This window comes from Pseudomonas sp. CK-NBRI-02 (assembly GCF_008124495.1).
In the GTDB taxonomy this organism is placed as follows: Bacteria; Pseudomonadota; Gammaproteobacteria; order Pseudomonadales; family Pseudomonadaceae; genus Aquipseudomonas; species Aquipseudomonas guariconensis.
Window position 1 is genome coordinate 1 of record NZ_VSJH01000006.1, and the last position, 25,440, is coordinate 25,440.

Annotated in this window: 20 protein-coding genes, 1 tRNA gene and 1 pseudogene; 8 read left to right on the forward strand and 14 right to left on the reverse strand. The window is 61.1% G+C overall.

Going from position 1 to position 25,440, the window contains the following annotated elements:
- Positions 1–138 precede the first annotated feature (138 nt).
- The 5 genes from topA to DQ397_RS04400 all read right to left on the reverse strand — a co-directional run bounded on the left by topA (position 139) and on the right by DQ397_RS04400 (position 7,374).
- The gene (gene topA, locus DQ397_RS04380) at positions 139–2,748 is read right to left on the reverse strand and encodes a type I DNA topoisomerase (RefSeq protein WP_043206689.1); all 2,610 of its coding nucleotides are present in this window, start codon (positions 2,746–2,748) and stop codon (positions 139–141) included.
- Between the two features lie 100 nt (positions 2,749–2,848).
- Positions 2,849–3,100, reverse strand: a complete 252-nt coding sequence (locus DQ397_RS04385; protein WP_043206690.1) for a DUF1653 domain-containing protein — start codon at positions 3,098–3,100, stop codon at positions 2,849–2,851.
- Positions 3,101–3,177: 77 nt separating this feature from the next.
- Positions 3,178–4,353, reverse strand: coding sequence for an acetyl-CoA C-acyltransferase FadA (gene fadA, locus DQ397_RS04390; protein ID WP_043206692.1), 1,176 nt, complete (start codon positions 4,351–4,353; stop codon positions 3,178–3,180).
- 31 nt (positions 4,354–4,384) lie between these two features.
- Entirely contained in the window at positions 4,385–6,532 is a 2,148-nt protein-coding gene (fadB, locus tag DQ397_RS04395; RefSeq protein WP_043206693.1) for a fatty acid oxidation complex subunit alpha FadB, read from the reverse strand.
- Positions 6,533–6,936: 404 nt separating this feature from the next.
- Entirely contained in the window at positions 6,937–7,374 is a 438-nt protein-coding gene (locus DQ397_RS04400; RefSeq protein WP_043206694.1) for a hypothetical protein, read from the reverse strand.
- 108 nt (positions 7,375–7,482) lie between these two features.
- Between DQ397_RS04400 and DQ397_RS04405 the strand changes: the two genes are divergently transcribed.
- The gene (locus DQ397_RS04405; RefSeq protein ID WP_043206695.1) at positions 7,483–7,926 is read left to right on the forward strand and encodes a universal stress protein; all 444 of its coding nucleotides are present in this window, start codon (positions 7,483–7,485) and stop codon (positions 7,924–7,926) included.
- A gap of 106 nt (positions 7,927–8,032) precedes the next feature.
- Here DQ397_RS04405 and DQ397_RS04410 read toward each other — a convergent pair whose 3' ends face one another.
- On the reverse strand, positions 8,033–9,967 hold the full coding sequence (locus DQ397_RS04410; protein WP_043206696.1) for an ATP-binding cassette domain-containing protein: 1,935 nt from the start codon (positions 9,965–9,967) through the stop codon (positions 8,033–8,035).
- A 221-nt stretch (positions 9,968–10,188) separates the two neighbouring features.
- On the opposite strand from DQ397_RS04410, the gene DQ397_RS04415 reads away from it, so the two are divergent.
- Positions 10,189–12,117, forward strand: a complete 1,929-nt coding sequence (locus tag DQ397_RS04415) for a transglycosylase SLT domain-containing protein (RefSeq protein WP_043206697.1) — start codon at positions 10,189–10,191, stop codon at positions 12,115–12,117.
- A 271-nt stretch (positions 12,118–12,388) separates the two neighbouring features.
- On the opposite strand, the gene DQ397_RS04420 is transcribed toward DQ397_RS04415, so the two are convergent.
- Together DQ397_RS04420 and DQ397_RS04425 are read right to left on the reverse strand one after the other, a co-directional pair.
- A complete protein-coding gene (locus DQ397_RS04420) occupies positions 12,389–13,192 on the reverse strand; it encodes an MOSC domain-containing protein (protein WP_043206698.1) in 804 nt (267 codons plus the stop codon).
- Between the two features lie 58 nt (positions 13,193–13,250).
- Complete coding sequence (locus DQ397_RS04425; protein ID WP_043206699.1) at positions 13,251–14,186, reverse strand: chemotaxis protein; 936 nt, start codon at positions 14,184–14,186, stop codon at positions 13,251–13,253.
- Between the two features lie 343 nt (positions 14,187–14,529).
- Between DQ397_RS04425 and DQ397_RS04430 the strand changes: the two genes are divergently transcribed.
- The 3 genes from DQ397_RS04430 (at position 14,530) to DQ397_RS04440 (ending at position 16,961) form a co-directional block, all read left to right on the forward strand.
- Positions 14,530–15,045, forward strand: coding sequence for a hypothetical protein (locus tag DQ397_RS04430; protein ID WP_043206700.1), 516 nt, complete (start codon positions 14,530–14,532; stop codon positions 15,043–15,045).
- A 370-nt stretch (positions 15,046–15,415) separates the two neighbouring features.
- Positions 15,416–16,312, forward strand: coding sequence for a sensor histidine kinase (locus DQ397_RS04435; RefSeq protein ID WP_043206701.1), 897 nt, complete (start codon positions 15,416–15,418; stop codon positions 16,310–16,312).
- Positions 16,302–16,961, forward strand: a complete 660-nt coding sequence (locus DQ397_RS04440) for a response regulator transcription factor (protein WP_043206702.1) — start codon at positions 16,302–16,304, stop codon at positions 16,959–16,961. The genes DQ397_RS04435 and DQ397_RS04440 overlap by 11 nt, the downstream gene beginning before the upstream one ends.
- Here the strand turns inward: DQ397_RS04440 and yegS are convergent.
- Positions 16,945–17,832 carry a lipid kinase YegS gene (gene yegS / locus DQ397_RS04445; protein ID WP_043206703.1) on the reverse strand — a complete coding sequence of 296 codons (888 nt, stop codon included), beginning with the start codon at positions 17,830–17,832 and terminating at the stop codon, positions 16,945–16,947. The two genes, DQ397_RS04440 and yegS, sit on opposite strands and share 17 nt — an antisense overlap.
- A gap of 183 nt (positions 17,833–18,015) precedes the next feature.
- Here yegS and DQ397_RS04450 point away from each other — a divergent pair, with 183 nt between their 5' ends.
- Positions 18,016–19,263 carry a glycosyltransferase family 4 protein gene (locus DQ397_RS04450; RefSeq protein ID WP_043206704.1) on the forward strand — a complete coding sequence of 416 codons (1,248 nt, stop codon included), beginning with the start codon at positions 18,016–18,018 and terminating at the stop codon, positions 19,261–19,263.
- Here the strand turns inward: DQ397_RS04450 and glp are convergent.
- Positions 19,252–20,439 (reverse strand): gephyrin-like molybdotransferase Glp, encoded by a 1,188-nt coding sequence (gene glp / locus DQ397_RS04455; RefSeq protein WP_148921519.1) that lies wholly within the window; start codon positions 20,437–20,439, stop codon positions 19,252–19,254. The genes DQ397_RS04450 and glp overlap by 12 nt on opposite strands.
- A gap of 22 nt (positions 20,440–20,461) precedes the next feature.
- Positions 20,462–21,001, reverse strand: coding sequence for a molybdenum cofactor biosynthesis protein B (gene moaB, locus DQ397_RS04460; protein WP_043206705.1), 540 nt, complete (start codon positions 20,999–21,001; stop codon positions 20,462–20,464).
- A gap of 178 nt (positions 21,002–21,179) precedes the next feature.
- Here moaB and DQ397_RS04465 point away from each other — a divergent pair, with 178 nt between their 5' ends.
- Both DQ397_RS04465 and DQ397_RS04470 read left to right on the forward strand, forming a co-directional pair.
- Complete coding sequence (locus tag DQ397_RS04465; protein WP_043206706.1) at positions 21,180–21,401, forward strand: YgdI/YgdR family lipoprotein; 222 nt, start codon at positions 21,180–21,182, stop codon at positions 21,399–21,401.
- Positions 21,402–21,483: 82 nt separating this feature from the next.
- A tRNA-Pro gene (locus DQ397_RS04470) sits at positions 21,484–21,560 on the forward strand.
- A gap of 204 nt (positions 21,561–21,764) precedes the next feature.
- On the opposite strand, the gene mqo is transcribed toward DQ397_RS04470, so the two are convergent.
- From mqo to DQ397_RS24955, 3 genes and pseudogenes are all read right to left on the reverse strand, one after another.
- Positions 21,765–23,351, reverse strand: coding sequence for a malate dehydrogenase (quinone) (gene mqo, locus DQ397_RS04475; RefSeq protein WP_043206707.1), 1,587 nt, complete (start codon positions 23,349–23,351; stop codon positions 21,765–21,767).
- A 422-nt stretch (positions 23,352–23,773) separates the two neighbouring features.
- Positions 23,774–24,541 carry a methyl-accepting chemotaxis protein gene (locus tag DQ397_RS24950; protein ID WP_372240734.1) on the reverse strand — a complete coding sequence of 256 codons (768 nt, stop codon included), beginning with the start codon at positions 24,539–24,541 and terminating at the stop codon, positions 23,774–23,776.
- 117 nt (positions 24,542–24,658) lie between these two features.
- Positions 24,659–25,390, reverse strand: a pseudogene (locus tag DQ397_RS24955) (HAMP domain-containing protein); the annotation flags it as partial.
- Between the last annotated feature and the right edge of the window lie 50 nt (positions 25,391–25,440).

Below are 25,440 nucleotides of genomic sequence, written 5' to 3' on the forward strand. Positions count from 1 at the left end.
AGTAATCACGCTGTGTTCGCTTCACACCATGCACCATCGAGGTCTCCAGATTCTCGGGGGAAAGGTGTAAACCTTATTCAGGACGGGACAATGTCAAAAGAAAGGGGCCGATTCGCGGCCCCCTTTCAGCACTTTGGATCAGCGCTTGTCTTCGATTTTCCAGCTGTTGCCGTTAAAGAATGCCTTCCAGCCGGTCGGCTTTCCGTCGACCTCGGACTGCACGTACTGCTCTTTGGTCTTGCGGCTATAGCGAATCACCGCCGGACGCCCATCGGGATCTTTCTGCGGGGCATCGCACAAGAAGTGATACTTCGGATCGATCTCGTGCTTGTGCGGGATGATCTCCAGCACCAGTGGCGCGCGTGTTTCGCGGTTCTTCGGGAACTGGCTGGCAGCCAGGAACAGCCCCGAGGCGCCGTCGCGCAGCACATAAGTGTCATCGACCTTCTCGCACTTGAGCTCGGGCATGTCCACCTTGTCCATCTTCGGTGGCGCTGCCTCACCGCTCTTGAGCAGCTTGCGGGTGTTCTTGCACGCAGGATTGGTGCAACCGAAGAACTTGCCGAAACGGCCAGTCTTGAGCTGCATCTCGCTACCGCACTTGTCACATTCCAGGCTAGGCCCTTCATAGCCTTTGATGCGATAGCTGCCCTGCTCGATCTCGTAACCGGCACAGTCCGGGTTGTTGCCACAGATGTGCAGCTTGTGCTTTTCATCCAGCAGGTAGGCATCCATCGCCGTGGAACAGATCGGGCAACGGTGCTTGCCACGCAGGACCAAGGACTCGGACTCACCCTCATCGTCGGCAGCGATTTCATCGCCCGGTACGAGGTTCACGGTGGCCTTGCAGCGCTCCTTGGGTGGCAGACTGTAACCCGAGCATCCCAGGAACACGCCAGTGGAGGCGGTACGGATCATCATGGGTCGACCACATTCCTTGCAGGGAATGTTGGTCAGGGTCGGCTGGTTGGCACGCATACCGTTCTCGGCGGATTCGGCAGCCAGCAGCTTCTTGCTGAAATCGCCATAGAACTCGTCCAGAACGTTCTTCCAGTCGCGCTCGCCCTGGGCGACGTCATCGAGGTTCTCTTCCATGCCGGCGGTGAAACCGTAGTCCATGAGATTGGAGAAGCTTTCCGACAGACGCTCAGTGACGATGTCGCCCATCTTCTCGGAGTAGAAGCGGCGATTGTGCAAAGTCACATAGCCGCGGTCCTGGATGGTAGAAATGATCGCCGCGTAAGTCGATGGTCGACCGATCCCACGCTTTTCCATTTCCTTGACCAGGCTGGCTTCGGTGTAGCGCGCCGGCGGCTTGGTGAAGTGCTGGCTCGGGTCGAGCTGGATGAGCTTGAGCGACTCGCCCTGGGCCATTTCCGGCAACACGTCATCTTCGCCCGGCTTGCTCTGCTGAGGCAGTACACGGGTATAACCGTCGAACTTGAGGATGCGGCCCTTGGCACGCAATTCAAAGTCACCGGCATTGACCGTGACGCTGGTGGACAGGTATTGCGCAGGAGGCATCTGGCACGCCAGGAACTGGCGCCAGATCAATTCGTACAGGCGCTCGGCGTCACGCTCCATGCCACTGAGCTTGGTCGGATGAGTGTTGACATCAGAAGGGCGAATCGCTTCGTGCGCTTCCTGGGCACCCTCCTTGCTGCCATACACCACTGGCTTTTCCGGCAGGTACTGCTTGCCGAACTCGCGCTCAATGTAGCTGCGCGCCATATCCAGCGCATCGACCGACAGGTTGGTCGAGTCGGTACGCATGTAGGTGATGTAGCCCGCCTCGTAGAGACGCTGGGCCATCATCATGGTTTTCTTCACACCAAAGCCCAGGCGGTTGCTCGCGGCCTGTTGCAGCGTCGAGGTAATGAACGGCGCCGACGGCTTGCTGCTAGTCGGGCGGTCTTCGCGTTTGGCAACGCTGTAGCTGGAAGCCTTGAGTTTCTCAAGCGCCGCCATGGCCTGGGCTTCGTTCAACGGCTTGAAGGCTTCGCCCTTCTCACGTGCCACTTCGAAGCGCACCTTGGCGTTCTTGGCGGTCCCCAGGTCAGCATGCACTTCCCAGTATTCTTCAGGATTGAAGGCCCGAATTTCCCGCTCACGTTCCACTACCAGCTTCACGGCCACCGACTGCACCCGACCGGCGGACAAGCCACGGGCGATCTTGGCCCACAGCAACGGCGAGACCATGTAACCGACCACGCGATCGAGGAAGCGCCGGGCCTGCTGGGCGTTGACCCGATCGATGTCCAGCTCGCCTGGCTGGGAGAAGGCTTCCTGAATGGCCTTCTTGGTGATCTCGTTGAACACCACGCGCTTGTAGCGGCTGTCATCACCACCGATAGCCTCGCGCAGGTGCCAGGCGATGGCTTCCCCTTCACGGTCCAAGTCGGTTGCGAGATAAATGGTGTCGGCATCCTTGGCCAGGCGACGCAGTTCGTCGATGACCTTTTCCTTGCCGGGCAAGATTTCGTACTTGGCTTTCCAGCCGGCTTCCGGGTCGACCCCCATGCGGGCGACCAGCTGGCGGCGCGCCTTCTCCTTCGGCGACAGCGCGGGGGCCTCGGACGCGGTCTTACCGCGCTTGGCCGCCGGCTCCTTGGTGGCGCTGGCCGAACCGCTGGTGGGGAGGTCTCGGATATGGCCGATACTCGACTTCACCACGTACTGGCTGCCCAAGTACTTGTTGATGGTCTTGGCCTTGGCCGGGGATTCCACAATGACCAGCGATTTGCCCATGGATCGGAGTATTCCTGAATCTGAAGATGAAAAACGCGTCAGGTGCCAGACGCGGCACCGCTATATATAGTGGCAACAGGGTGAGGTCAAGCGCTCAGGTTCAGCCTTGCGCTACACCAGGCTGCTCGAACCGTCCCTCTTCGGCCTTGACCAAAGCAAAGCGTGGCACCTGCTCGCCGTCAACCTCGACAGACTCCAGGAACATCGACAACGGCCTTACCCAAAGCCCGAATTCGCCATACAACGCCTGGTAGAACACGACCCATTCTTCGGTCTCGGAGTGCCGCGCAACGCCGAACACACGGTACTCAGGCCCTTTGTAATGCCGGTACACACCGGGTTGTATCTGCATGTCGCCCACCTCTTGAAACAAATCCTGTAAAAAACAAAAACCGGGGCACAAGGCCCCGGTTGCTGTCATCGACGCGATCAGACGCGTTCGAAGACAGTGGTGATGCCTTGACCCAGGCCGACACACATGGTGGCGACGCCGAGGGTACCGCCTTTTTGCTTCATGACGTTGAGCAGGGTGCCGGAAATCCGCGCTCCCGAGCAACCGAACGGGTGACCCAACGCAATCGCGCCGCCGTGCAGGTTAACCTTCTCATCCATCTTGTCGAGCACTTTCAGGTCCTTGAGTACCGGCAGGGCCTGCGCGGCGAACGCTTCGTTGAGCTCGATGAAGTCGATGTCGGCCATGGTCAGGCCGGCACGCTTGAGGGCTTTCTGGGTCGACGGCACCGGACCGTAGCCCATGATTGCCGGGTCGACGCCGGCCACCGCCATGGCGCGAATGACCGCCAGAGGCTGGATCCCCAGGTCCATGGCACGCTGGCCGGACATGACGATCATGCACGAAGCGCCGTCAGTGATTTGCGACGAAGTACCAGCGGTGACGGTACCCCCTTTCGGGTTGAACGCTGGCTTGAGCGACGCCAGGCCTTCAAGGGTGGTTTCCGGGCGAATGGTCTCGTCGTAGTCGAAGACCTTCAGGAAACCGTTCTCGTCATAGCCCTGCATCGGGATGATCTCGTCCTTGAAGTTGCCTTCGACCGTCGCCTGGTGGGCCAGCTGGTGCGAACGCAGGCCGAACAGGTCCTGCTGCTCGCGGGTGATGCCATGCATCTTGCCGAGCATCTCCGCAGTCAGGCCCATCATGCCCGACGCCTTGGCGGCATGCAGGGACAGGTGCGGGTTGGGATCCACGCCATGCATCATGCTGACGTGACCCATGTGCTCGACACCACCGACGACAAACACATCACCGTTGCCAGTCATGATCGCCTGGGCGGCGGTGTGCAGCGCGCTCATCGACGAGCCGCACAGGCGGCTCACGGTCTGGGCCGCAGAAGTGTGCGGGATCTGGGTCATCAGCGACGCCATGCGGGCGATGTTCCAGCCCTGCTCCAGGGTCTGGTTGACGCAGCCCCAGATCACGTCCTCGACTTCTTTCGGATCGACCTTGTCATTGCGCTCCAGCAGCTTGCTGATCAGGTGCGCGGACATATCCTCGGCACGGGTGTTACGGTGCATGCCACCTTTGGAACGACCCATCGGCGTGCGACCGAAGTCGACAATCACCACGTCTCTTGGATTCAGGCTCATATCAATACTCTCGCTCTAACTCGTTGGGCGCTCAGTTGAAGAAGCGCTGACCGTTCTTGGCCATTTCGCGCAGCTTCGCGGTCGGGTGGTACAGCGGCCCCAGATCGGCATACTGGTCGGCCAGGGCGACGAACTCAGCGACCCCGATCGAATCGATGTAGCGCAGCGCACCACCACGGAAGGGAGGGAAGCCAATGCCGTACACCAGGCCCATGTCGGCTTCGGCGGCGGTCTCGACGATGCCATCTTCCAGGCAGCGGACGGTTTCCAGGCACAGAGGGATCATCATCCAGTTGATGATGTCCTCGTCGGTCACTTCACGCTGCTCGAAGACGATCGGCTTGAGCACATCCAGCACCGAGGCATCGGCGACTTTCTTCGGCTTGCCGCGCTTGTCGGTTTCGTAGGCGTAGAAGCCCTTGCCGTTCTTCTGGCCCAGGCGATTGGCCTCGTACAGGGCATCGACGGCGGAGCGGCGATCGTCTTTCATGCGGTCCGGGAAGCCTTCGGCCATGACGTCGCGACCATGGTGGCCGGTGTCGATACCGACGACGTCCATCAGGTAGGCCGGGCCCATCGGCCAGCCGAACTTTTCCATCACCTTGTCGATGCGCACGAAGTCGACACCGGCGCTGACCAGCTTGGCGAAACCGCCGAAATACGGGAACAGCACACGGTTGACCAAGAAGCCCGGGCAGTCATTGACCACGATCGGGTTCTTGCCCATTTTCTTGGCGTAGGCGACGGTGGTAGCGACCGCGACTTCACTGGACTTCTCGCCACGGATGACTTCCACCAGCGGCATCATGTGCACCGGGTTGAAGAAGTGCATGCCCACGAAGTTCTCGGGACGCTTGAGGGCTTTGGCCAACAGGTTGATGGAGATGGTGGAGGTGTTGGAGGCGAGAATCGCGTCCTCTTTGACCTGCCCTTCCACTTCCGCCAACACCGCTTGCTTGACTTTGGGGTTCTCTACCACCGCTTCGACGACGATATCGACGTTGCCGAAATCACCGTAAGACAGGGTCGGACGAATGGCATTGAGCGCCTCAGCCATCTTCGCCGGGGTCAAGCGCCCCTTCTCGACACGCTTGCCGAGCAGCTTGGAGGCCTCGTTCAGGCCCAGCTGGATGGCCTCCTCACGGATGTCCTTCATCAGGATCGGCGTGCCCTTGACGGCGGACTGGTAGGCGATGCCGCCACCCATGATGCCGGCGCCGAGCACGGCAGCCTGCTTCACGTCACGGGCGATCTCGTCATGAGCCTTGGCCTTGCGCTTGAGCTCCTGATCGTTCAGGAACAGGCCGATCAGGCTTTCGGCGACCGAAGTGCGGGCCAGCTTGGCGAAACCTGCGGCCTCGACCTCCAACGCTTTGTCACGACCGAAATTGGCGGCTTTCTGAATAGTCTTGATGGCTTCGACCGGTGCTGGGTAGTTCGGGCCGGCTTGACCTGCGACGAAGCCCTTGGCGGTCTCGAAGGCCATCATCTGTTCGATGGCATTGAGCTTGAGCTTTTCAAGCTTTGGCTGGCGCTTGGCCTTGTAATCCAGCTCACCGCTGATGGCACGCTTGATCAGATCCAGAGCAGCGGACTGCAGCAGTTCAGGGGCAACCACGGCGTCCACGGCGCCGACCTTGAGCGCGTCCTCGGCACGGTTTTCCTTGCCGGAGGCGATCCACTCGATCGCGTTGTCCGAACCGATCAGGCGCGGCAGGCGCACGGTGCCACCGAAGCCTGGGTAGATGCCCAGCTTGACTTCGGGCAGACCGATCTTCGCGCTCGAGGACATGACGCGGTAATCGGCCGCCAGGCACATTTCCAGGCCGCCACCCAAGGCGATGCCGTTGATGGCAGCGACGGTCGGCACGGCGAGGTCTTCAAAGTCGTTGAAGATGCGATTGGCTTCCAGGTTGCCGGCGACCAGCTCGGCCTCGGGCAGCTTGAAGTTGTCGACGAACTCGGTGATGTCGGCGCCGACGATGAACACGTCCTTGCCGCTGCTGACGATCACGCCCTTGATGGCGGCGTCGGCCTTGATGGCGTCCACGGCCTGGCGTAGCTCTTCCAGGGTCAGGCGGTTGAACTTGTTGACGGACTCACCCTTGAGGTCGAACTTCAGTTCGACGATGCCGCTTTCAAGAGCCTTAACCGTGATGGCTTTACCTTCGTAAATCATCAACTGATCTCCACGATATGGAAGCTGAACTGTACACGCCGATCGCTGGTGCGAAGGCCGATCAAGCCTTCTTTCCAGGCACACCCGTCAGCGCGATAGTCGGGATTCTGTAAGAGCGATCTGACATACAAACGCTCAATTCATACGCCCGTTTGATTTGGGTATGCACACATTCACCGAAAAGATCGGCGTTGTCAAATGCTCGAAAGCACCCTTAAAACGCGACTTTCCGGTCATTTTGCACCGCACAGGTACCAAACATGATGACGGTGATTGCGGCACATTCATCGGGAAGATAGACACCCCATACACCCAGAAATGCACTGGTAAATGAGGAAAATGGGGCACAAGGCAGAGGCGTTACGCTATTGGGGCCGCGAAAAGCGGCCCAGGGAGGGTAGAGATCAAGCGAGGGTTTCGAGCACGCGGGCAATATCCTGCAAAACAGTCTTGTCGCCCCGCTCGCTCCAGTACAGGGCCAGCATGCGACTGTCGGCTTCGACTTTGTAGACCGTTGCCGGCAGGCGCGCAAAGGCTTCATTCAGGCGCGGGTCTGCGCAGGGCTCGCGCCACTGGTTCCACCAAACCCCCGGCGTGACCTGCCAATAACACCAGGTATCGTCGCTCCCCTTGCGCCGGGCTCGATGGTATTGCGGACAGGGGCTGGGAGGCTCTTTTTCCAGCCAATGAGGCCACTGCTGAGGCGCCAGCTGCATGGCCAACCCCATACGCCGGCCTTCCAGACGTAGATTCATCTGCTCGCTCTGTTTTCGCGAAGGGCGCAACCAGGCCATAGGGCTCAGAATCAGCGCAAGGATTGACACCACCAGCCATACCGTCATATCTGTAGATTCCATAAAGCGTTGCAAATGAGCTGGTTAGCCAGGTTTCTCGGCACTCGGCCCGAAAGCGACCATACTTCTACTATCGCAAATGTCAGGAGTACCACCATGTCCTACGAACATCTTCTGGTTGCTGTCGACCTGACCGAAGAATGCGACCCGGTGATCAAGCGCGCCATGAAGCTCGCCGAACCTACTGGAGCCAAGGTCTCGCTGGTGCACATCGTCGAACCCATGGCCATGGCCTTCGGTGGCGACGTGCCGATGGACTTGTCGCAATTGCAGCAGCAACAGTTCGATCAGGCCAAGGAGCGCATGGATCGCCTGTTCAACAAGTATCCGACCATCAACCGTGGCGACTCGCACCTGACCTACGGTCAGCCACGTCAGGAAATCCATCAACTGGCCAAGGACCAGAACTGCGACCTTATCGTAGTTGGCAGCCATGGCCGCCACGGTCTTGCCTTGCTGCTTGGCTCCACCGCAAACGATGTGCTGCATGGCGCGCCTTGTGACGTCCTGGCCGTACGCCTGCAGAAAAAAGAAGGCTAAACGCCCCCAGGGGCATCCAACAGCCACTCGCAGGTTTCACCAGCTTGGTCCTGGGCTGGCGAAGCCTGCGGCAGGGCGCCAGGCGCCCTGATGGCCTGAGACAGCCTTACCCTTCCAGTTCAGCCCAGCGCTCGACCAGCGTATCCAGCTCACTTTGCATCTGCTCAAGTTTGGCCAGCACCGCCGAGGTCTCACCGATCGGTCGTTGATAGAAGCCCGGGGCATTGACCTCTTCCTGCACCGTAGCCATGCGCTGCTCCAATTCATCGATCAGCCCTGGCAGCGCCTCCAGCTCACGCTGCAGCTTGTAGCTCAGCTTCTTCTTGGCCGGATCCGACGCAGCAGCCGCAAGGTTTGCAGCCGGTGCCGCCTGCTCCGCAGGCTTTTCCACTACGGCGCTGCCCAGCTCGGCCTTGCCGCCCTTGCTCTCGGCAACGCCGAGCAACTTTGGCGAGCCACCTTGACGGATCCAGTCCTCATAGCCACCGACATACTCACGCACCCGGCCTTCGCCTTCAAACACCAGGGTACTGGTCACCACGTTGTCGAGAAATGCCCGGTCATGGCTGACCATCAGCACGGTGCCCTTGAAGTTGGAGAGCACTTCCTCGAGCAGCTCGAGGGTCTCCACATCCAAGTCGTTGGTCGGCTCGTCCAGCACCAGCAGGTTGGCCGGCTTGCTGAACAGTTTGGCCAGCAACAGCCGCGCCCGCTCGCCCCCGGACAACGCCTTGACCGGCGTACGGGCACGTTGTGGACTGAACAGGAAATCGCCCAGGTAGCTGAGCACGTGCCGGCTCTGGCCGTCGATCTCGATGAAGTCCCGCCCTTGCGCGAGGTTGTCGATTACCGTCTTCTCCAGGTCCAGTTGATGGCGCAACTGGTCAAAGTAGGCGACCTCAAGCTTGGTGCCGCGCTCGACTTTGCCCGAAGTGGGCTCCAAGTCGCCCAGCATCAGCTTGAGCAAGGTCGTCTTGCCAGTACCGTTGGCGCCCAGCAGGCCAATACGGTCCTCGCGCTGCAGGACCATGGAGAAGTTCTTGACCAGCATCGGGCCATCGGCGTGCGCGAAGCTCACATTTTCGAGCGTCATGACCTGCTTGCCGGACTTGTCCGCAACCTCGATCTGGATGTTCGCCTTACCCTGGCGCTCGCGACGTTCGCCGCGCTCGACACGCAATGCCTTCAGGGCGCGCACACGACCCTCGTTACGGGTACGCCGGGCCTTGATGCCCTGGCGAATCCAAACCTCTTCCTGAGCCAAACGCTTGTCGAACAGCGCATTGGCAGTTTCCTCGGCGGCCAGCATGGCCTCCTTGTGTACCAGGAAGCTGGCGTAATCGCCGTTCCAGTCGATCAGACCGCCGCGATCCAGTTCCAGGATGCGGGTAGCCAGGTTTTGCAGGAAGGAACGGTCGTGAGTGATGAACAGCACAGCCCCGTTGAACCCGCTGAGGGCCTCCTCGAGCCAGGCGATGGCACCGATGTCCAGATGGTTGGTCGGCTCGTCGAGCAGCAGCAGGTCCGGTTCGGACACCAGCGCCTGGGCTAGCAGCACACGCCGACGCCAACCACCAGACAGCTCGGCGAGGGTCTTGTCAGCGGGCAGCTGCAGACGGCTCAGGGTGCTTTCCACCACTTGCTGCAGTCGCCATCCATCGCGCGCTTCGAGTTCATGCTGGACGTGCATCAGTTTCTCGAGGTCGGCATCGCCCTGAATGTTCTGGCTCAAGTGGTGATACTCGGCCAGCAGCGCGCCGACGCCGTCCAGGCCTTCGGCCACCACATCGAACACTGTGCGCTCGTCAGCAACCGGCAATTCCTGCGGCAATTCGCCGATCTTCAGGCCCGGAGCACGCCAAATTTCGCCGTCGTCAGGCTTCTGCTCGCCCTTGACCAGGCGCAGCATGCTCGACTTGCCAGTGCCGTTGCGGCCGATGATGCACACCCGCTCGCCACGCGCGATCTGCCAGGACACCTTGTCCAGCAGCGGCATGGCGCCGAACGCAAGGGACACATCGCTGAATTTGAGCAGGGTCATAATCTTCTCCAAAAACCGGGCGCGCATTCTACCTGACTTGCCCCTTGCGGGCATTAGCCAGACTGCACCCCGCAGACGTTGCGACATCCGGTCGAAGATAATGATTGGATACAAGCACAGTGCTTTCACCCGCTGCCGGCAAACGGCTAAGCTAAGGCAATAGATCCCAACAGTGCTGGCTTCGCCGTCACTTTTCCTTGGTTCACTTGCCCGGACGTCTCATGCGCAGCCGCCTGTTCCAACTCGTTTCCTGCCTGCTGCTCACCGCCACCACCGCGAGCGCGGCACAGGCCATCGATATCACTCAGCAGCGTCAATATTACGATGAGGCCAAGCGCGCCCTGGCCAAGGGCGACAAGGGGCCTTACCTGCGCTACGCCAATGCGCTTCGTGATTATCCGCTGACACCTTACCTGGCCTATGACGAGCTCACCGCCCGCCTCAAGAGCGCCAGTAACGAAGAAATCGAAGGCTTCCTCGCCCGGCATGGCGACCTGCCCCAGGCCAACTGGATGAAACTGCGCTGGCTACGCTGGCTGGCCGAACGCGGCGAATGGAACACCTTCGTCAAATACTACGACCCCAAGCTCAACTTCACAGAACTGGATTGCCTGCACGGCCAGTACCAGCTCACCCACGGCCTGCGCGCCGAAGGTTTTGCTAGCGCCGAAAAACTGTGGAACGTCGGCAAGTCGCAACCTGCCGCCTGCGACACCCTGTTCGGCCTGTGGGCGGCCGAAGGCCAGCTGACCGAGGCCAAACGCTGGCAACGGGCCAAGCTCGCGGCCCAGGCGCGCAACTACAGCCTGGCCAATAACCTGGTCAAGACCCTGACCACCCTCGCCCCCCAGGGCCGACTGCTGATCGATGTGGCGCAAAAGCCGGAGCTGCTCAACCAGCCGTCGCGTTTTACGCCTGTCAACGAAGCCATGTCCGATGTGGTCAGCCTGGGCCTGCGTCGCCTGGCGCGTCAGGACCCAGAGCGGGCCATGTCACTGCTCGACGACTACGCCCAGCGCATGCACTTCTCGCGCGACGAGAAGGTCGCCATCGCCCGCGAAATCGGCCTGACCCTGGCACGCCGTTACGACCCGCGCGCCCTGGACCTGATGACCCGATACGACCCCGAGCTGCGTGACAATACCGTCAGTGAGTGGCGCCTGCGCCTGCTGTTGCGCCTGGGTCGCTGGGAAGACGCCTACGAGTTGACCAAGCGTTTGCCTCAGGACTTGGCCAGCAGCAACCGGTGGCGTTATTGGCAGGCCCGTAGCCTGGAGCTGGCGCAGCCGAACAACCCCCAAATCCCACTGTTGTACAAGACAGTGGCCCGCGAGCGTGATTTCTATGGATTCCTCGCCGCCGATCGGGCACAGACGCCCTACCAGCTCAACAACAAGCCGTTGATGCTGAGCCAGCAGGTGATCAACAAGGTACGCAACACCCCCGGAGTGCGTCGCGCCTTGGAGTTCCATGCTCGCGGCCAGATCGTCGAGGGTCGTCGTGAGTGGTACCACGTCAGCCGCCACTTCAACCGCGACGAGATGGTCGCCCAGGCCCGCCTGGCCTACGACCTGCGCTGGTACTTCCCAGCGATCCGTACGATCAGTCAGGCTCAGTACTGGGATGATCTGGACATCCGCTTCCCCATGGCTCACCGCGACACGCTGGTGCGCGAAGCCAAGGTGCGCGGATTGCATTCGAGCTGGGTATTCGCCATCACCCGCCAGGAAAGCGCCTTCATGGAAGACGCCCGCTCCAGTGTGGGAGCCAGTGGTCTGATGCAGCTGATGCCGGCCACGGCCAAGGAGACAGCGCGCAAATTCAACATTCCGCTGGCCTCGCCTTCGCAGGTACTCAATCCGGACAAGAACATCCAGCTTGGTGCGGCTTACCTGAGCCAGGTGCATGGGCAGTTCAATGGCAATCGGGTGTTGGCCTCGGCGGCGTACAACGCAGGTCCCGGGCGGGTGCGGCAGTGGCTCAAAGGGGCCAAGCATCTGAGCTTCGATGTGTGGGTGGAGTCGATCCCATTCGACGAAACACGCCAGTATGTGCAGAACGTGTTGTCTTATTCGGTGATCTACGGACAGAAGCTGAACTCACCGCAGCCGTTGGTGGATTGGCACGAACGGTATTTCGACGATATGTGAGGGCTTGGGCTTTCAGATAGTGTGAATATCCATTCTGGGTGGGGCGCCACCGACGCTTTTCGCCTTTACGGCGACCTACTTTTGCTCTTGGGCAAAAGTAGGCAAAAACCGTTGGCTCCCACATCCGGCCCCTGCGCTACGTTCCGGAGTCCCCTCGCTGCGGTGTCTTGCGGGGCGTACGCGCAAAGGTGACTAACCGTCAATAAATCAAACGGATACACCCACGCCCCTCAAACCATCACAAACGAACAAACAAGCCAGCCACAACGTATTATTCGATCACCTCGACCGCCATCCCGACCCGCAACGCCCCAGGTCCATCGGCCGCCACGTTCTGCCCAAACAACACGTCCCCTTCTTTCTCCCGGAACGTCTTCAGTGTCGTCAAAGGCTCACGATCCGCGCTGCGCTCCCCCGTGGCAGGGTCAAGCGTGGTCAAGATGCATCGCACGCTAGGTTTGAGCAGCCGAAAGGTCAACTCGCCGATGCGAATCCGCTTCCAGCCGTCCTCGGCAAAAGGCGCAGCCCCTTCCACCACCAGGTTCGGGCGAAACCGCAACATCTCCATGGGGCGTCCGATCCGCCGGTTCAGCTCGTCAAGCGACCCTTGCCCGATCAGCAGCAACGGAAACCCGTCCGGGAACGCCGCCCGGTCGCTGTTCAGGCCATAGCCATTAGGTAGATAACGCGCTCGCTGCTCTGGGCAATACACCAGGCGAACCGACCTGCCGAGCAGTTCGCTCAACCAGGCTGCGGCGGCATCGCCGGCGTCCGGTACTCGCAGTGTGTCACGCCAAATGGTAACACCACGCAGGTCGTCATCGACTCCAGGTACGGGAACGGCCAAAGGCGCCTGCCCTGGGGCCTGGAGCAAGAGTTGCCCATGCTCGTCGTAGCTGGCATTGATTTGTCCCAGGCCTGGCCAGGCGCGTTGGGTGAGGAAGCGTCCATTGTCCTGCTCCACCACCATCCAGCGCCGGTCACCCCGCAACCCCAGAAGGTCAACCGGCGAGTCCACCAGGCTCTGGGCCTGCCCCGATTTCACCGGGTATCGATACAACGCACTCAAAAACATCCCTGCCCGCCTCGTGCCAGCCGAAAATGCCAAGCTTATACCCGGCCACGGCAGGCCACTAGGCTGTGGCGTGATCCAGCATCAGGCGCTGTCGCACCACATCCACCAGGCGGTCAGGCTGGAATTTGGAAAGGAAGTTGTCACAGCCAACCTTCTTCACCATTGATTCGTTGAAACTGCCCGACAGCGACGTATGCAGCACCACGTGAAGCCCACGCAGGCGCGCGTCGCCACGGATCTCGGTGGTCAGGCGGTAACCGTCCATCTCGGGCATTTCCGCGTCGGTGAACACCATCAGCAGTTTCTCGCAGACATCTTCTCCAGCATCCGCCCAGCCTTTGAGCATGCGCAATGCCTTCAGGCCATCGCTTGCCACGTGCAGCTTCATGCCGAGCTGAGACAGAGTCTCGCGCAGTTGAACCAAGGCCACGCTGGAGTCATCCACCAACAACACTTCACGACCGCGGGCGCGCGCCAGGACCGGGTCATCGAGCTTGTCCCGCGAGACGCGTGTGTTGTAGGGCACGATCTCGGCCAGGACCTTTTCCACATCGATCACCTCCACCAACTGCTCATCGACCTTAGTGATCGCTGTCAGGTAGTGCTGGCGACCGGCGCTGGACGGCGGCGGCATGATGGCTTCCCAGTTCATGTTGACGATGCGGTCGACGCCGCCCACCAGAAAGGCCTGCACCGAGCGGTTGTATTCGGTGACGATGATGGTGCTGTCCGGGCCGGGCTGCAGGGGCCGCATACCGATCGCCTGAGAGAGGTCGATCACCGGCAGTGTCTGGCCACGCAGATTGACCACACCACACACGAAGGCGTGGCGCTGCGGCATCAAGGTCAGCTTCGGCAGTTGCAGCACTTCCTGAACCTTGAACACGTTGATGGCGAACAACTGGCGCCCCGCCAGTCGGAACATCAGGATTTCCAGGCGGTTCTCACCTACCAGTTGTGTACGTTGATCGACCGTATCGAGAATACCAGCCATTGGAAAACCCCCAGGCTTGAGTCAGGAATGTGAATTCATCTGTCTTGTATCGGCGCAACTGCGCGCAGCTTGACCCCTCAGGGAAATTGTATTGCCGACATTTGATATCACTTTAACATCATGCTTTACTGCCTGCGCGGACATATCCGTTGCCGACTCATCATTTATCCGACCGCCATCAGGGAATCCCCTAGTAGCAATCGGGTGCGACCTGATGTTCCCCGTATCCAATAGCCATTAATGTGACGCCATTCTCAATGCATGAATGGAGTCAGGCTTTGCTAGCGACGGTCTCGGTGTTGCCAAGCGCAGATCCTCCTGCCCCGTGCGCAGGCGTTTCATGATGGACAGCGCACCACTGAACAACGGCGCCCTGCAGGATTTCCTGCTGGATGCACAGGTATGGCTGACCAAAACCCAGGAATGCCTTCAGCATCTGGAGCTGATCGATAACGATCCCGATGCATGCCAATGCCTGAACGAGACGCTCGACACCCTAGCCCGTCGTGCTGACGCGCTTGGGCTGCTTGAAGTCGCCCGCTACACCGCCGCGCTCCAGCAACTGCTGGCCCCCGTCTGCCAGCAGCAACATCATCTGGGCGAGCAGGCGTTGAGCACGCTGCATGCCTGCATGAATCTACTGGCTTGGCAGCTGGAGCTGGTCGATGCGACGACAGGCCGCTTGAACCTGGATACCGCCGAGCAGTCCCTGTTGCTCGAAGAACTGGCGAACGCCCTGGGGCAACCTCGTCCGGAACTGTGCGGGCCCTGCCAGTCGCGCGGCGACCTGTGCACCCACCCTCACCTATCCCAAACCCATCTTGCCTCGTCCGTCGTGGTGCCCGGTCACCGGCACTGAGCGTTTGTGACGAACAAACAATAAAAAATACAAAGCGCAAAGTTTTTCTTAGTTCGGAAAACGCTCTAGCAGGCATGTACGTATTAGTTGCGCTTGAAGAAAAACCATTTCAATGAATAATGGCGTTTTGATATCTGTCGAGTTGGGCTATGCCCCTGCATGGCCCCGAAAAACCTGAGGTTTCAAGCCACCGGCCACCGCGACCAAATCAACTTGAAGTGATACCATGCACGCAGTTGAATGCACGCGCCGCAGGTATTGTTCAATTGAGTGAACCGTCGTCGGCAAGTGCTTGAAAGCAGGACGCCAAAGCCTCTGACCAGTCCCATGCAAGGCCTCCAACAGCAACAATTCAGTGGCTTTTCTATCTATGCTTCCACGCTTGAAACTCCCTCAGCATTGCCGCTCCCGCGCCACCTTGCTGCGCTGGGCGACCGCGTTGCTGTGCGTGGGATCACTGCTCGCCAACCTAACGTTTGCCGTGCGCGCCCTCCCCCTGCCCGCCAGCCTGCTACTGCTGCAATCGATTGCCTTGATCGGGATCCTCTGGCACTGGCGCCAGTGGGCAAGATCGATCAGCCTGCGCCCAGCGGAACTGGCCGACCGTATGCTCAAGGTCCAGGAAGGCGAACGCCAGCGCCTAAGCCGAGAGTTGCATGACGATATAGGCCAATCGCTCACGGCCGCGAAGCTTCAGCTCGACTGGCTACAGCGGCGCATTCCGGCAGAGCTTCAAGAGCACTGCCAGACCCTGCGCAAGACCCTCGAAAGCACATTGAGCAATGTCAGGGACGTCTCGGCGATTCTCAACCCGCGTCAACTGGCCAGTCTGGGACTGGAGGCGAGCCTGCGGGCCCATCTGGTGCGCACCCTGGAGAGCAGCGATGTTCACTGGAGCCTGGAGTGCCATCAGCGCCTCGGCGGTATCGACGAAGCGGTTTCCATGGCCGCATTCCGGATCACCCAGGAAGCGGTGACCAACATGCTGCGTCACGCCCATGCGTGCAATCTCACGATCAGCCTGCGCCGCACGCCTGCGGGCCTGAGCCTGTCGATCCAGGATGACGGCCAGGGCTTCGAGCCCGCCGCCAACCCGGCCGAAGCCGGCCAACGAGGCCTGGCTGGGATGCTGGAACGCGCGGCGGCCCTGCAAGGCACGCTGAGCATCTCCAGCCAACCGGGTCAGGGCACCCGGATCGACGCGCTGTTCCCATGGCCACCGCGCACCGAAGAGCGCGCCAGGACTCCCGCCTCCCATGACCTGTAGATTGCTGCTGGTGGACGACCACTCGCTGATCCGCGCGGGCGTCCGCGCGCTGGTGACCGATATTCCTGGCTATTCGGTAGTAGGCGAAGCCGATGATGGCAGCCAGTTACTGGAGATGGTGCAGCGCGTGACGCCAGACATTGTCCTGCTGGACATCTCCATGCGCTCGACCAGCGGCCTGGACGCTCTCAGCCAACTGCGCGCAAACGGTTTCGTGTGCAAAGTACTGATCCTCTCCATGCACACCGATCCGGATCTGATCATGCGCGCCTTGGAAAGCGGCGCCCATGGCTACCTGCTCAAGGACACCACGGCCAACGAACTGGAACAAGCCCTGGCCGCCCTGCACAACGGCGAGCGCTACCTGAGCCCGGCGATTGCCCATACCGTGATCAACCAAGCCTTGCTTCACGCCCAGGACGGTAAGCAAACGGCGGGCGAGCGCCACAACCTGACCGCTCGCCAACTGGAGATCCTGCGTCTGATCGTGCGCGGCAAGTCGACCCGGGAAATCGCCAACGGCCTGGGCCTATCGATCAAGACAGTCGAAACCCACCGCTCGCAGATCATGAAACGCTTGCAGATCTATGACGTGGCCGGCCTGGTGCTGTTCGCCGTTCGCGAGAAGATCATCAGCCTGGACGACTGAGCAAGGGCGAGTCCGCCGGCAAATGCAGGCGCAACGCGGCCGGACACGCCTCGAAGCGCAGACTGTCGGCCTGCAACGGCTCGCCATCGAGGTTGATGTCCACCCCCTGTGAGCTCTTGATCTCGACCCAAGGCAGCCGAGCCCTCACGAACAACCCCTCTCCGGCAAGCAGATCGCGCAAAGCACCGATCATTTCCTGGGGGGCAGGCAAGATACCGATATCCAGCAAGCCATCGTCCACCCAAGCATCGGGGCACAGCACATGCCCACCGCCCGCCTGACGACCATTGCCGATACCCAGCGCCAGCAACTCGCCCTGCCAATGAAAATCCGGCCCCTGAAGCTCCACCGATGCCGCCTGCAGCTCGCTGAAACGAGACAGACCAGTGAACAGGTAGGCCGCGGCGCCTAGTACTTTCTTCAAATCTTCGGATGTATTGGCCGTAACTTGGCTGCCAAACCCACCGGTGGCCATGTTGAGAAACATCTGATCACCCACCTTGCCCAGATCCACCGGCCGTGCCGGCTGCTCGAGCAAGTCCAGAGCCGCCGCAGGCTCCAGCGGTATACCTGCGGCCTTGGCGAAGTCATTGGCCGTGCCCAAGGGCAGCAGTGCAAGGCTGGCATCCGAGCGAGCCTGCGCCATGGCCTCGGCCACGTCTCTCAAGGTGCCGTCTCCACCACCGGCCACCACCTGCCGAAAACCTGCGGCCAATGCCTGTGCGACCCACCGCTGGGCATCCCCGGCCTCCCAGGTCAGGCGCACGTCCAGTGTCCAACCGCGCTCACGCAGCCCGCCCACGGCGCTGCGCACCTCCTCGTTCATGGCTTGCTTGCCATGCAGGATCAACATCGCCTTGCGTTCGCCCATCACGCCACTCCTTGAAACCTGCGGTTTTCAATCTCGACCATCGGCAGCGCTTCATTGCTGCATGCAGCTTCCGCCAGATACTTGGCTATCTGACCACCTGCACGGCCACCAGGCCATTTTATTGACTAAGCTACTGCAATACACCGAACCGACCACACCAGCCGACGATGAGGTAGCGGGGCCATGCGTATACTCTGGACACTGCCCTACCTGCCCTGGCCCACCACCAGCGGCAGCAAGACCCGGCAATATCACCTCATGCGCGAACTGACGCGCCAAGGCCACCGGATCACCTTGCTGGTGCAGTCCAAAGTCCCGCTTGGTGACGCCGCCCGGCAAGCACTGGAGGCGGTGGTTGAACGTCTGATCGTCCTGCCCAGGCGCCCGCTGCACAGCCCGCTCAACCTGCTGGCCTCCCCCATCATCGATTACCCGATGCGTGCCATCATCAACGGTTTAGCGCCTTGTCTGCGCCATCGCTTCGAGCAATTGCTGGACGAGCCCTGGGACATCATCCAGATCGAACATAGCTACAGCTTCCAGCCCTTCGAAAAGGCCCTGCAGACCCGCCGCCTGCCCTTTGTGCTCAGTGAGCATAATCTGGAATCGGTGATGGGCGCGGCCTGTCATGACCGGTTGCCACTGTGGTTGCGTCCCCTCAATGCCTTCGACCGCTGGCGCTATCGGCGTTGGGAGCAACGCGTTCTACGTCAACCCAGCGAAGTGGTTGCCGTCAGCGCCCATGATGCAGAGCTGATCAGCCACATCAGCGGCCGGCCGGTGAACGTGGTGGTCAATGGCGTGGATTGTGACTTCTACCAGGACGTGCACCCTGCCTACCACAGCCAGCGTCTACTGTTCGTTGGCAATTTCGAATACGGCGCCAACCTCGAAGCCATCGAATGGGCACTCGAAGAAATCCTGCCTCAGGTCTGGATGAGCAACCCGGCCGTGCGCCTGGCCATCGCCGGGCATGCCCTGCCAGCGAGCTGGAAACTGCACTGGAACGACCCGCGCATCGAGTGGATCGGCTATCGCCCGGACCTGCGCGAACTGCAGCGGCGCTCGGCGCTGTTCTTTGCACCGCTGCGCTACGCAGGTGGCTCCAAGGTGAAAATCCTTGAAGCCATGGCCGCCGGGCTGCCGGTCATTACCACCAGCAAAGGTGTGTCAGGCTTGGCAGCCAACAATGGCGAGCATTACCTCGGCAGCGATGACAGTGGCCAACTGGCGCTGCTGATCACTCAACTGCTCAACCAGCCCTGGCGCATGTGCCAGTTGAGCGAGGCTGGCCGGCAGTTCGCACGCCAGCGCCACGACTGGAGCGTCGCGGCGCAGCAGCTGATGAACGTGCACATGCGCTTGAGCCAGTTGGGGCCGGCAGATGCCTCGCCCCTGGGCAACGTGTGGCTTGGTCGGTCAGCCAAGTAGCTCGCTGAAGGGAATGAACACCACGTTGTCGCCCTCGCGCACCGTGGTGCCTTCTCGCACTTCCGCCAGCCCCTCGGCCCAAGCTGCACTGCGCAGCACACCGGAGCTCTGGTTCTTGTAGATTCGCACCGTGCCCTCTTCGATTCGCGCGCGCAGGTATTCGCGGCGGCTGCCGGGCTTGGTCCATTCGAACCCCGCTGGAACGGTGAAGCGCAGCGGCGTGACCTTCTCGACGCCTTGGCGGCGCAACAGATACGGGCGGGCCAGCAAGGCGAAGGTCACCAGGGTCGAAGCCGGGTTACCCGGCAGGCCGATCACCGGCACACCACGGAAGTGCCCGAATGTCAGGGGCTTGCCCGGTTTGATCGCCAGCTTCCACAACGCAAGCTCGCCGGCCTCGCGAAGGGCCATGCCAAGGTAGTCCGCCTCGCCCACCGAGACACCACCGGTGGATAGAATCAGGTCGACCTCGCCCAGTCCGGCCAAGCAGTCACGAGTACCCTGCAGGTCATCGGCGAGAATCCCCACGTCCAGCACTTCGCAGCCCAGGCGCTGCAACCAACTGACCAGCAGACGCCGGTTGCTGTTGTAGATCTGCCCTGGCCCTAGCGGCAGGCCCGGCTCCACCAGCTCGTCGCCGGTGGACAGCACAGCCACACGGACCTTGCGTACCACCTCAAGCCGAGCATGGCCCAGGGTGGCCGCCAGGCCCAACGCGATCGGCCCCAGACGCGTGCCGGCAGCGATCACGTGCTCGCCAATGCGGGTCTCCTGCCCTTGCGGGCGCACGTTCTGGCCGATCTTGAGCGGCTCGAGCAAGCGCACCCGCCCGTCTTCCAGGACCTCGGCGTTTTCCTGCATCTGCACACAATCGGCGCCCTCAGGCAGTGGCGCCCCGGTAAAGATCCGCGCACAGGTGCCCGGCTGCAGCGGTGCCGGGGCATGGCCGGCAAAAATGCGCTGGCTCACCGGCAGAGGTTCGCCTTGCCAGTCGGCCAGGCGCAACGCATAGCCGTCCATGGCACTGTTCGGCCAAGGCGGCAGGTCCAGGCCGGCCACCACGTCGCGGGCCAATACCCGGCCTTCGGCGTCCGCGAGGGCCACTGCTTCGCTGTCCTTGATCGGCGCGGCCTCGGCCAGCGCCAGTAAGCGCTCCAGGGCTTCTTCAACCGGCATCAGGGGCCGGGCCTGCTTGACCTCAACCACGGCTGTCACAGGCCGCTGCCTGCTTCAGGTGAGGCACGAAGTTGCACGGCCTGTGACGCGCATCGAGCTGCTCGGCAAGAATGCCGTCCCATCCGGTGCGCACTGCGTTGGTCGAGCCCGGCAGGCAGCACACCAGGGTGCCATTGGCCAAGCCAGCCAAAGCGCGGGACTGGACGGTAGAGGTGCCGATGTCCGCCACGGAGATCTGTCGGAACAGCTCGCCGAATCCTTCGACCTGCTTGTCCAGCAGGCACGCCACGGCCTCCGGCGTGCTGTCCCGGCCGGTAAAGCCGGTACCGCCGGTGATCAGCACTACCTGCACCTGCTCATCGGCGATCCAGGTGGCGACTTGCGCGCGAATCTTGTAGAGGTCGTCCTTGAGCAGCACACGCTCTGCCAGTCGATGCCCGGCCGCACTCAGGCGGTCGACGAACAGCTGGCCAGACGTGTCGGTCTCGAAAGTACGGGTATCGCTGACGGTGAGCACCGCGATATTCAGCGCAACGAAGGGGATGTCTGCCTTGGCTTTCATGAGAGTGCGTCGCAGGAGTAAAAGATGGCGGTTGTTATATCACAGCCCAGCACGCCGCGACGCCGGCATTGTTCTCCGTCAATGCCGGCGTAATGCCGCTATGCTGCACTGAGAAGGAACTTGCATGGACACCGAGCGTCCTACTACTTATCAAGCACGATCGTACTGGAGAAAAGCAATGATTCAACGGACCCTTCCCGCCTTCCTGCTCGCCCTCGGCCTGGGTGCCTTGGCCGGTTGCGCATCGCCAACCGTCATCACGCTGAACGACGGCCGCGAGATCCAGGCAGTGGATACCCCCTCTTATGATGAGGACTCCGGTTTCTACGAATTTGAACAGCTCGATGGCAAGCGTACACGCATCAACAAAGACCAGATCCGCACGGTCAAAGAGCTGTGATCTGACAGGCCCTTTTTGCAAAACCCCCTTTTCGCAACAAGGGCTTGCGTTGAAAAATACGATGCAGTAGGATTTTGTTCATCGGAGTGTAGCGCAGCCAGGTAGCGCGTCTCGTTCGGGACGAGAAGGCCGCAGGTTCGAATCCTGTCTCTCCGACCAAATCCTAATTTTCAAAAAGCCCGCCTTGCGCGGGCTTTTTGTTGTGCCTGAAAAAATAACGGTGCAGCCTTTTCGCATATACCCTGCCCCCACCGGCCGATACTGCACTCCTGCACAACGCTGCATCTGTGGAGGCGGGTCACCCGCGAAGATTGGCCCCGCCATGACAGAAAAACGCCCCGCAGGGCGTTCTTCAATCCATCGTTACTGCGCCTCGGCCAGCGCTTGCTCGGGCTGCACAGGTACGTACAGCAATTGCAGACGCGAGCTGGTCCATTCGCGCGTCTTGTTGGTCAGCTCCAGGTTGTTGTTCAGCTTCTGGCCGTAAGTCGGCACGATCTGCTGAAGCTTGGCCTGCCACTGCGGGCTCTTGATGCGATCTTTGAAGGTCTTTTCCAGTACGGTCAGCATGATCGGCGCGGCAGTGGAAGCACCTGGCGAGGCGCCCAACAGCGCTGCGATAGTGCCATCCTCGGAGGCGACCACTTCGGTACCGAACTGCAGGATGCCGCCGTGCTCAGGATCCTTCTTGATCACTTGCACGCGCTGACCAGCCTGAAGCAACTTCCAGTCTTCGTTCTTGGCGTTGGGGAAATATTCGCGCAGGGCGTTCATGCGGTCATCGAAGCTGAGCATCAGTTGCCCCATCAGGTATGTGCTCAGGTCGATGTTGTCGATACCGGCGTGCATCATCGGCATGATGTTGTGGCTGGTCAGCGACGCGAACATGTCCAGCAGCGAGCCGTTCTTCAGGTACTTGGTGGAGAAGGTCGCGAACGGGCCGAACAGCAGCACCTCCTTGCCATCGATCACCCGAGTGTCCAGGTGCGGCACCGACATCGGCGGCGCGCCGACCGAAGCCTTGCCATACAGCTTGGCCTTGTGACGAGCAACGATGTCCGGATTGTCGGTCATCAGGAATTGTCCGCCTACCGGGAAGCCTGCATAGCCTTCGGCCTCCGGAATACCGGACTTCTGCAGCAGTTTCAGCGCGCCACCACCGGCACCGATGAACACGAATTTGGCATTGACGCGGGTTTGCTTGCCGCCATCGGCCAGGTCTGCCACCACCACATTCCAGGTACCGTCATCGTTGCGCACGATGTCACGCACTTCGTGGCGCAGGTGCAATTGCACGTTCGGGTTGCGAGTCATGGATGCGAACAGCTGGCGGGTGATCTCGCCAAAGTTCACGTCAGTGCCAATGGCCATACGGGTGGCCGCGACCCGCTGCTCGGGCGAGCGGCCTTCCATCACGATCGGCACCCACTTGCGAATCTGCTCGTGGTCCTCGGAAATCTCCATGCCACGGAACAGCGAGCTGTGCTGCAGTGCTTCGACGCGCTTGTGCAGGAAAGCGATGTTCTCATCCCCCCAGACGAAGCTCATGTGCGGTACGTTGTTGATGAACGATTTCGGGTTGCTCAGCACGCCCTGCTCGACCTGATAGGCCCAGAACTGCTTGGACACCTCGAACTGCTCGTTGACGTTGACCGCCTTGCTGATGTCGATCTTGCCGTCCTTGCCTTCGCTGGTGTAGTTCAGCTCGCAAAAGGCCGAATGGCCGGTACCGGCGTTGTTCCAGGCGTTGGAGCTTTCTTCGGCGACTTGGTCCATGCGCTCGTACACATCGACCTTCCAGTCCGGCTCAAGCTCAGTGAGGTAGGTCCCCAGACTCGCACTCATGATGCCACCGCCAATCAGCAGGACGTCGACCGTTTTTTCCGGTTCACCGGGCTTGGAGCAACCGATGACGCTCAGGCACAGGAGCGTCAGCAGGATTTTTTTCATGATTCAATCCAATTGAAGTGAAGTGACTGGCCTTTCGCTGCCCTTGCTGTGCACGCCCGGTTGTTGTTCTGACTCACGTGACCTTCGCGTCAGCGACGCTACATCCTGCGGCAACTGGCCAGCAGGACCGCTGAAGGTCAACGCCTGGGGTTTCGAAGGATCGGGACAGGATTGCCGTGGGCCTTGGCCCCGCTCGCCCTTAAGCAGAAGTTGTGCCAGTTACGCCAAGACCAACGACTAATAGCCAGGACGTTTGGTCGCAGGCCATCTTTAGCGGTTTCGCTGGCGACAATCCGCCACATGGGACAGGTCGCCAGAAGAGAAATGGCGGGTTTCCCCCCCCCCAAGATTGTGGGAGAGGTTCGAAACCGGTGTGAACGGCATTGTGTGGCGATTGGGCCGCCAAGCGGCCCAGAACCTGGTCAGGCATTGAGCCGGGAGGTGACTTCAGCCAGCTGCCCGGACAGACCATGCAGGCGTTGGCCTGCCTGCTCGGTATGCTGCACGGCCTGCTGGTTGGCCGTGGCGATGCGGGTGATCTCCACCAAGTTGCGGGAAATATCTTCGGCAACGCTGGTCTGTTCCTCAGCTGCCGTTGCGATCTGCCGGTTCATGTCGCGGATCGCCTCCACCGCCGTGGTGATGCGCTGCAGCATCTGCCCTGCCTGCTCGACCTGCTCGGCGCCTTCCTCGCTGCGTCGCTGGCCACTTTCGATAGCCTTGACCGCGTGTACCGCGCCGGACTGCACGGCGTCGATGATCTGGTTGATCTCAGCGATCGACGCAGCCGTGCGCTGGGCCAGGCTGCGGACCTCGTCGGCCACCACTGCGAAACCACGTCCGGCTTCACCAGCGCGGGCCGCCTCGATGGCGGCATTTAGCGCCAGCAGGTTGGTCTGCTCGGCGATACCACGAATCACTTCCAGAACCTTACCGATACGTGTGCTGTCGCTTTCCAGTTCGCGGATCACTTGGGCGGTGCCAGCAATTTCACGGTTGACCACGCCAATGATGTCGATGGTTGCCTGCATCACTTGCTCCCCGGCCTGGGCGCTGTGGTCGGCATCGTCTGCCGCCCGCGCAGCCTCGGCTGCGTGGCGCGCCACCTCCTGCGCGGTGGCGGACATCTCGTGCATCGCCGTGGCCACTTGGTCGGTGCGCTGGAACTGATCATCCGTGCCCCGGGCCATTCCCCCGGCGAGGGTGCGCAACTGACCGCTGGCGGTTTCCAGCTCATCGGCGTTGTCCTTGAGCCGGCCAACGGTCTCGGCCAGGAAGTCCCGCAAAGTATTGGCGGCACGGGCCAGGCGGCCCAGTTCGTCCTGTCGACGGCCGTCAACCCGAGCGCCGAAGCGGCCTTGGCTCAATTGCGCCACATATTCGATCAAACCACGGATCGGCTCGACCAGGCTGCGGTTGACCAGCCACAGGCTGAACAGGCCCACCAGCACCGCCGATGCGAGCATCACCAACATGCCCAGCCACACCGTACGCTGGGCAGCGGCGCTGAGTTCTGTCGAACGCTCGTGGGCGTCGGCTCGCAAATGCTCGACCAACTCGCTCATTTGCTCGCTGGCGGCACGGTCCACGCCCTTCACCGCCTGGTCACCCACAACCGGATCACCACCTGCGGCCAGAAACGCCTCACGCCCCTGGGCATAGGCCTTGCCCAATTGCCGGTGGCTGTCGCGCAAGTGCTGTAATCGCGCCTTGAGCTCACCGTCGCTGGCGCCGATCAACTGCTCAAGCAACTGTTGTACCTGCTGTTCGCGGGCCTGGAACTGCTGCCAGTACTTGTCCAGCTCGGCGCTCTGACGACCACGCAGCAACACGTTCTTCCATTCCTGCACTTGGATCTTGAACTGCAGGTTGGCCTCGTCGATCAACTGCGAATCACGCAACGGGCCATCGACCAGCGCGGCATAGCCGCGCACGTTGGCGGACAGGAACTGGAAGCACACCAAGGCGATCAGCAGCATCGCCACCAGGCTGCCGCCAAGCAGGGTGAGAATTTGCACTCTGAGGGATTTATGCAACATCGGGAAATCTCGCAAGCAAGGCTTGGGGAAACGACAGGCCGAAGGCTGCC